Genomic DNA, 6,213 nt, shown 5'->3' with positions numbered 1-6,213 from the left:
TTCGGAATCCGTGTCCTCCAAACGAAATAAGTCCCGCAATGCCCGGGTCCATAAACCGCTGACCAAGGCGCTTCTGTTGCCGATGGATCGCGCGTCGGCAAGCGAACAGTCCCTCGCCAATCATCTTGCGCTGGTCGCGTGCCGGAGCGGTCACGGAAACGGACACCTCGTTAATGAGCTGATGCGCGCGGTGTATTTGAGCTGGTTTCTGCAGCGAGCCGGATATGGCACCTGTCCGGCCGAGCAATTCAAAGTTGCCGAGTACGCCGTTGAGGCGACTTTGTCACATGCTCACGAGCGTGGCGAATGGCGGCTACCGGTCGAGACGATTGTCGACTTCGAAGCACTTCTGGCCCTTCACGATTCGCAACTCGCCAGTGCGCCGCTGCACGAAGTGCTCGCGGCAGAGCAAAAGCTCAGGACGTTTCTGGCCGGGACGTCCAGTTCCCCAATTCCCGTGAATGCCTGATTTTGGCCTGGACAGATCGCGGCCGTCGAACGTCATGCGGCAGTCGGCCTGGGGCTCAACGCGATCGCCGGGGCCGTCCGTCCCGGACTGAGTTCATCAAATTTGCTCCGAGAAACCCCATCCTTCAGGGTTCCTTCAGGGCGGGGAGTGAAAGGAGCGCAGCCGCAAGGCTGCTTCTCCAACATTCGAATCTCACACAGACTAATGATATTGTGTGAGGCATGGACATTAAGCTCGCATACCGATTTCGGTTCTACCCAACGCCTGGGCAGGAAGGGATTCTTGCCAGGACGTTCGGGTGCGCGCGCTTTGCCTATAACCACATGCTGCGGTTGCGTACCGATGCGTGGTATCAGCGGCAGGAACGAGTCGGCTACCACGAAACCTCCGCTGCGCTCACGGCGCTTAAGAAAACACCTGAGCACGCATGGCTGAACGAAGTCAGTTCGGTCCCTGTGCAGCAGGCTTTGCGCCATTTGCAAACGGCATTCGCTAATTTCTTCGCCAGGCGCGCGAAGTATCCGAATTTCAGGCGCAAGGATGGTGTGCAGTCTGCCGAGTACACGACGAGCGCATTCAAGTGGGATGGTGTATCGCTGAAGCTCGCAAAGATGGATGCGCCACTTGCGATCCGCTGGTCACGCTCTATTCCGAAGGGGGCGAAAGTAACGACCGTCACCGTGTCGAAAGACACGGCCGGGCGATACCACGTTTCCATGCTCTGCGATGACGTGGTGGCCGCCAGGCCAAAAGCGCAATCCAAAGTCGGCATCGACCTGGGGCTGACGCATTTCGCCGTTCTTTCGACGGGCGAGAAGATCGCTGCGCCGAATGCGTTCCGCAAGAACGAAGCCAAGCTCGCCAAGTTGCAACGGCGACTTGCAAAGAAGCAAAAGGGTTCCGCCAATCGCAAAAAAGCGAAACTCAAAGTCGCGCGTATGCATGCCAGGACGGCAGATTCTCGCAGGGACTTCCTGCACAAACTTTCGACCCGGTTGATAAACGAAAACCAAGTGATCGCCATCGAAAGCCTGTCCGTCAAGAACATGCAGAAAAACCGATCTCTGGCGAAGTCGATCAGCGATGCAAGCTGGTCCGAATTCGTCAGGCAACTTGAATACAAAGCACAGTGGTACGGGCGCACGCTGGTCGGCATTGACCGCTGGTATCCATCCAGCAAGCGATGCAGCGATTGCGGGCACACCGTCGCTAACATGCCATTGAATGTGCGTTTGTGGACGTGCCCGGAATGCGGCAGCATCCACGACCGTGACATCAACGCTGCGCGCAATGTTTTGGCCGCCGGACTGGCGGTGTCAGCCCACGGAGAAAGCGTAAGTCCCATGTCTCTCTGAGATGATTAAGGGTTGCCGTCTGTGAAGTGGGAATCCCCTTCCTTTAGGGAGGGGAGCAGTCAATGGTCGTTCTTCGCAGAACCGAACCGGGCTATGCGGGAGGCTTCGCCTCCCAGTTCATCCGGTGGCGTTTCACCGTTTCGCGGTGGCGCTTGTCCTCTTCCTCACGCAGGTAGAGGCTCGTGGTGTTCAGCGACACGTGACCGAGATTGTCGCGAACCGTGCGCAGGTCGACACCCCCGTCGGCCTGGTGCGAGCCCGCTGTGTGTCTCAGCCAGTGCGCCGATGCACGGTCCAGTTCATCGGCGCGATCCGCGAACTCGGGTCTGCGGGAGCGCAGCCAAGTCGCGGCGTTGCCAAATACGCTCTTGATCGCGTCATGCATGGCTGAGCGCGACATACAGCGGCTCTTTCCCCTGAACGGGATGACAAGCGGCGTCTCGTCGGCGCGGCCCGGAAGCGACGGCAGGCCGTTCGCGTTGCGGTAGCGGGCCAGCTCGGCGATCAGTTCGGGCGACGCGGGGACGATCCGCTCCCGGTCACCCTTGCCGACGATGTCGAGCCACCACTGGACGCGTCCGTCGGCGCCGAGCCGGCGCGAGAAGTCGCCCATTTTCCCGGCGGCGACCTCGGAGATGCGCATGCCTTGCAGGTAGAAGAGGGTGGTCAACCATCGGCAGCGGGCGTAGTACGCCTTCTGCACGCTGGTGTCCTGCGGCAACTGCCCGACGAAGCCTTTGACCTCATCCCACAGCGAAACCGACAGGTAGCGCGTGACACGCGGCGCCGCGCGTTTGCCGCGCTGGCGCAGCAACGCCATCGGGTTGCCGCGCAGGTAACCGGCGTCCACCAGCCAGGTGAACATGCCGTTCAGGATGATCAGCGCCTGTCGCTGGCTGGCCGGTGACAGCGGTCCGTTGAACGGCCGCCAGCGTGCGTCGCCGCGTGGGTACTTGCCACCGTTGGCCGACACCCAGCGGTCTACGGGCTGCGGATTGACGACGAACGCCCTGAACAGCAGTAGATCTTCATGTGTGAAGGAAGACAACGGCTTGCCGAGCTGCACGACGGCCCACAGCAGCAACCGCTCGGCTTCCTTGCGGTAATTGTCGAAGGTCGTCTGGCTGTCCGCGTAATTGGACAGCCACGCGCGCACCGCATCGAGGTCATTGCGGGCACTATCGATGACGCGATTACTCCCGAACTGATCGCTGACTACGCCTGTCGTTGTGGGACGAAGAGGTGTAGCGGTTCGATGCTGGCCCCGGCGAGCGGATATTAAGCGCGCCCCTGACAGAAGCATCCAGCTTTTCCTTCGAAATGGTTGGCCGCAGGAAGATCCGTCGAGCTGCGCGCCGTCCCGTCGCACGCAGCCGCCACACGTTATCTGCGCAAGGCCGGCGCGCCTTGCCAGCACCCCCGTCGACGGAGTAGGATTAAATCCTGTCAGTCTGGAGAGCGCCATGCGTACCACAAAGCAGTTCAGCATTACCCTGCCCAACGAGATGGCCGAGCTCATCCGCACCAAGGTCGCCAGCGGCGAATATGCTTCTGAAAGCGAGGTAATCCGCGACGGGCTACGCACCCTCGCGGCCCGCGACAGGGCCATCGAGGCCTGGCTGCGCGACGAGGTGGTGCCTGCGGCCGAAGCGTTGCGCGCGGAGCCCGCGCGCGCGCTCACGCCCGAGCAGGTGCGCGCTCACCTGGCGAAGAGGCGCTCGGGCGCCGCATGACCTACCGGGTGCAGTTTGCCCCGGAAGCGCGGGACCAGCTTGAGGACATAGAACGGTTCATCTTTGAAGCGGGTTCGCCCGTCACGGCGGCTCGCTACGTGGACGCCATCGTGAATTTCTGCCTGCGCCTGCAGACGTTCCCTGAGCGCGGCGTCCCGCGCGATGATCTGTTACCTGGCCTGCGCGTGACCCACTACCGGCAGCGCGTGGTCATTGCTTACCTTCTGGATCCCGAGGTGGTGTCAATCGTTGGCGTGTTCTACGGCGGACAGGCCTGGGAACCATCTTTCGCAGACCCGACGGAACACGACCACTGATGACGCGTCCGCACCGTGGCCACCGACGCGAGCGGTCGGCGCGCAATCGTCGAGTCAGTCGACGAGCACGACAGGAAATTGAGAAGCACGGTCAAATGGAATAATCTCGTCAGTCCGACCAGCCAACTGTTCTGAATCCGACGGATGCAGCTCGACATTTTCAACGACAGCCGCGACGTGATGCTGCGCAATGACGTCCTGTCAGCATTGCAGCGGTACGATGCCGCGGGCGCGCGGCGCGCGCTGCAGGCCCTTGCGAATGAGTATCCGGACGATGTCGCCCAGGTGTATTTCGGTTCGGTCGTCAATGCTCTCGAGGGTCGATCGACGGTACCGTTTGACCGTCACGAAGCAGACCTGCAGGCTCGCCAGGCGCTATCTCACGAAGTCCAGCCCGCAGTCGCGCATGTGTTCCCGAGGCAGAGCGGGGCGACCTGGCTCGCACCGCTCTGGGCAGAACTGGCCGGGCGCGCCGCTGCGCTGCCTTTCCGTGAGGACCACGCGGATGCGCACGCGGCGCCGCTCTTCCTGCTTGCTGCGCGGTGGGCCGAGGCCTCCGATGCGATATCGCGCATCGCGTCCTGGCGACGGATTCCAGCGCCGCTTTGCTGGATGACGGAGGCACATTACCGGCTCGATGGCCTGGACGCGGCCTGGCCGTTGCTGGTGGAACTTGCGTGGCTTTCTCCATCCCGGTTTGACCAGCTTTTGAGCCGGCTTGGCGACACGTGCGTCAATACGTTGCGGCGCTACTTCGATACGTCGTTCGACGGCGCCGGCGACATTGACGATCTCGCATGGTTTCCGGCGTGGGTACTCACGGAAAAGGCCGGCCTCGCGTCCCTGTTCAAACAGGCAGAGCCTTCGCGTCGCAATGCGCCCGAGCGGGCGGCGAAGGTGATGCTCCAGTTACTCAGTCTGGAGCGTCAGGGCCGGCATCACGAACTGAGGGAAACCCGGCGCGAACTGCAGGCGCTCAACACGGCGCTGTACGGCGCCTATATGAAGACGCGCTGAGCTGGCACCCCGGAGCATGACACGCACAACCTCTCACAAATGGGCTTTCACCACGCGGTTCCGGCGTGGCAACTTCGGCTGGAAATCCGCATTGCCGATCCAGCGTCTGAAGGAGGCCCTGATCGAAATCCGGCAGATCGCTCGCGCAGATCCTGTTCTCGCTGCGGACGGCGCGGTCGCTTTGCTCGAAAAGCTTTCGCCGGCGCTTGAACACGTAGACAGCTCTTCGGGGGCAATCGGCACTGCCGTGAATCGCGCAATCGACGCGCTTGTGCCGGTCATCGCCGGGGTGGACGTGCCCGCTCCGGTCCGGATGCGTTGGCTGGAACGCCTGTTTGACGCGCTCCAGGACGACCCGATGCCGTATATCGAACAGCTGGGCGATCGCTGGGGTGACCTGTGTACATCGCCCGACATCGCGTCCTTATGGGCAGATAGGTTGTTGCCGATTACAGCGCGCGTGATAGGCGCTGAAGGACTGGGGGAGTATTTCGCGGGTACCACCGCCTGCCTGAGTGCGCTCAATGCTGCCCGGCGCCATGAGGAACTACTCGCTCTCGTGAATGGCGCGCGCCTGAACTGGTGGGGGTATCGCCAGTACGGGGTGGATGCACTGATCGCATTAAATCGTTCGGCTGAAGCACTGCGTTACGCGGAAGCGTCGAGGGGGCTGAACGCGCCCACTGCCGCCATCGCGCGCAAATGCGAAGCTATCCTTCTGTCGTCAAGCATGATGGACGAGGCATATCGGCGCTACGCGATCGAGGCCAATCAGGCCACCACGCATCTCGCGACATTCCGTGCCATCGCGAAAAAATATCCGGACAGGAGTTCCAACAGCATCCTCCACGATCTGGTCGCGAGCAGTCCGGGCGCCGAGGGGAAATGGTTCGCGGCCGCGAAGGACGTCGGCCTGCTCGATCTGGCGGCGTCGCTTGCGATGCGCGGCCCCACCGACCCACGAACCCTGACGCGGGCCGCACGCGAATTCGCGCAGCGCAAGCCTGAATTCGCGATGGCCTGTGGCACGGCAGCGTTGCACTGGATGGCCGCAGGCTTCGGGTACGAAATCACGGGGAGCGATGTGATGGATACCTACGGTGCGCTGGCGGATGCGGCCGTTGCCACCGGCATGGAACGCGACGAGCTCAACAGGCATCTGAAGGCGCAGTTTGCGGCCGTTCCGGGGCACTCGTTCGTCGCCACGGTGCTGGCGCATCATTGGGCGGCATAACGTCGCGAGATGCATCCTGGCCACGGCATGGACGGTTTCTGCACGCCCGAGGCCCGGCGGGTCGTCGTCAACGGATCGCTTCCGGTCG

7 protein-coding genes are annotated in these 6,213 nt (G+C 62.3%); 6 read left to right on the top strand and 1 reads right to left on the bottom strand.

Going from position 1 to position 6,213, the window contains the following annotated elements; genetic code table 11:
• Together P3T21_RS27940 and P3T21_RS27935 are read left to right on the top strand one after the other, a co-directional pair.
• A partial coding sequence (locus P3T21_RS27940; RefSeq protein WP_429259188.1) for a hypothetical protein occupies nucleotides 1–469 on the top strand: 469 nt, incomplete at its 5' end.
• Between the two features lie 221 nt (nucleotides 470–690).
• Nucleotides 691–1,824, top strand: coding sequence for an RNA-guided endonuclease InsQ/TnpB family protein (locus P3T21_RS27935; RefSeq protein ID WP_429259187.1), 1,134 nt, complete (start codon nucleotides 691–693; stop codon nucleotides 1,822–1,824).
• 91 nt (nucleotides 1,825–1,915) lie between these two features.
• Here P3T21_RS27935 and P3T21_RS27930 read toward each other — a convergent pair whose 3' ends face one another.
• Nucleotides 1,916–3,127 carry a tyrosine-type recombinase/integrase gene (locus tag P3T21_RS27930; RefSeq protein ID WP_429259186.1) on the bottom strand — a complete coding sequence of 404 codons (1,212 nt, stop codon included), beginning with the start codon at nucleotides 3,125–3,127 and terminating at the stop codon, nucleotides 1,916–1,918.
• Between the two features lie 160 nt (nucleotides 3,128–3,287).
• On the opposite strand from P3T21_RS27930, the gene P3T21_RS27925 reads away from it, so the two are divergent.
• The 4 genes from P3T21_RS27925 to P3T21_RS27910 all read left to right on the top strand — a co-directional run bounded on the left by P3T21_RS27925 (nucleotide 3,288) and on the right by P3T21_RS27910 (nucleotide 6,125).
• Nucleotides 3,288–3,557 (top strand): type II toxin-antitoxin system ParD family antitoxin, encoded by a 270-nt coding sequence (locus tag P3T21_RS27925; RefSeq protein WP_429259185.1) that lies wholly within the window; start codon nucleotides 3,288–3,290, stop codon nucleotides 3,555–3,557.
• On the top strand, nucleotides 3,554–3,874 hold the full coding sequence (locus P3T21_RS27920; RefSeq protein WP_429259184.1) for a type II toxin-antitoxin system RelE/ParE family toxin: 321 nt from the start codon (nucleotides 3,554–3,556) through the stop codon (nucleotides 3,872–3,874). The genes P3T21_RS27925 and P3T21_RS27920 overlap by 4 nt, the downstream gene beginning before the upstream one ends.
• A 144-nt stretch (nucleotides 3,875–4,018) precedes the next feature.
• Nucleotides 4,019–4,891, top strand: a complete 873-nt coding sequence (locus P3T21_RS27915; RefSeq protein ID WP_429259183.1) for a hypothetical protein — start codon at nucleotides 4,019–4,021, stop codon at nucleotides 4,889–4,891.
• A gap of 16 nt (nucleotides 4,892–4,907) precedes the next feature.
• Nucleotides 4,908–6,125 carry a hypothetical protein gene (locus P3T21_RS27910; protein ID WP_429259182.1) on the top strand — a complete coding sequence of 406 codons (1,218 nt, stop codon included), beginning with the start codon at nucleotides 4,908–4,910 and terminating at the stop codon, nucleotides 6,123–6,125.
• Nucleotides 6,126–6,213 lie beyond the last annotated feature (88 nt).

The organism is Paraburkholderia sp. GAS334, assembly GCF_050436625.1.
GTDB lineage: Bacteria > Pseudomonadota > Gammaproteobacteria > Burkholderiales > Burkholderiaceae > Paraburkholderia.
This window is presented reverse-complemented; position numbering and strand designations above follow the sequence as displayed.

Excerpts from the sequence above, each read along its gene's own strand:
- P3T21_RS27935 (WP_429259187.1), top strand. The coding sequence starts at position 691 with ATGGACATTAAGCTCGCATACCGATTTCGGTTCTACCCAACGCCTGGG.
- P3T21_RS27930 (WP_429259186.1), bottom strand. The coding sequence starts at position 3,127 with ATGCTTCTGTCAGGGGCGCGCTTAATATCCGCTCGCCGGGGCCAGCAT.
- P3T21_RS27925 (WP_429259185.1), top strand. The coding sequence starts at position 3,288 with ATGCGTACCACAAAGCAGTTCAGCATTACCCTGCCCAACGAGATGGCC.
- P3T21_RS27920 (WP_429259184.1), top strand. The coding sequence starts at position 3,554 with ATGACCTACCGGGTGCAGTTTGCCCCGGAAGCGCGGGACCAGCTTGAG.
- P3T21_RS27915 (WP_429259183.1), top strand. The coding sequence starts at position 4,019 with ATGCAGCTCGACATTTTCAACGACAGCCGCGACGTGATGCTGCGCAAT.
- P3T21_RS27910 (WP_429259182.1), top strand. The coding sequence starts at position 4,908 with ATGACACGCACAACCTCTCACAAATGGGCTTTCACCACGCGGTTCCGG.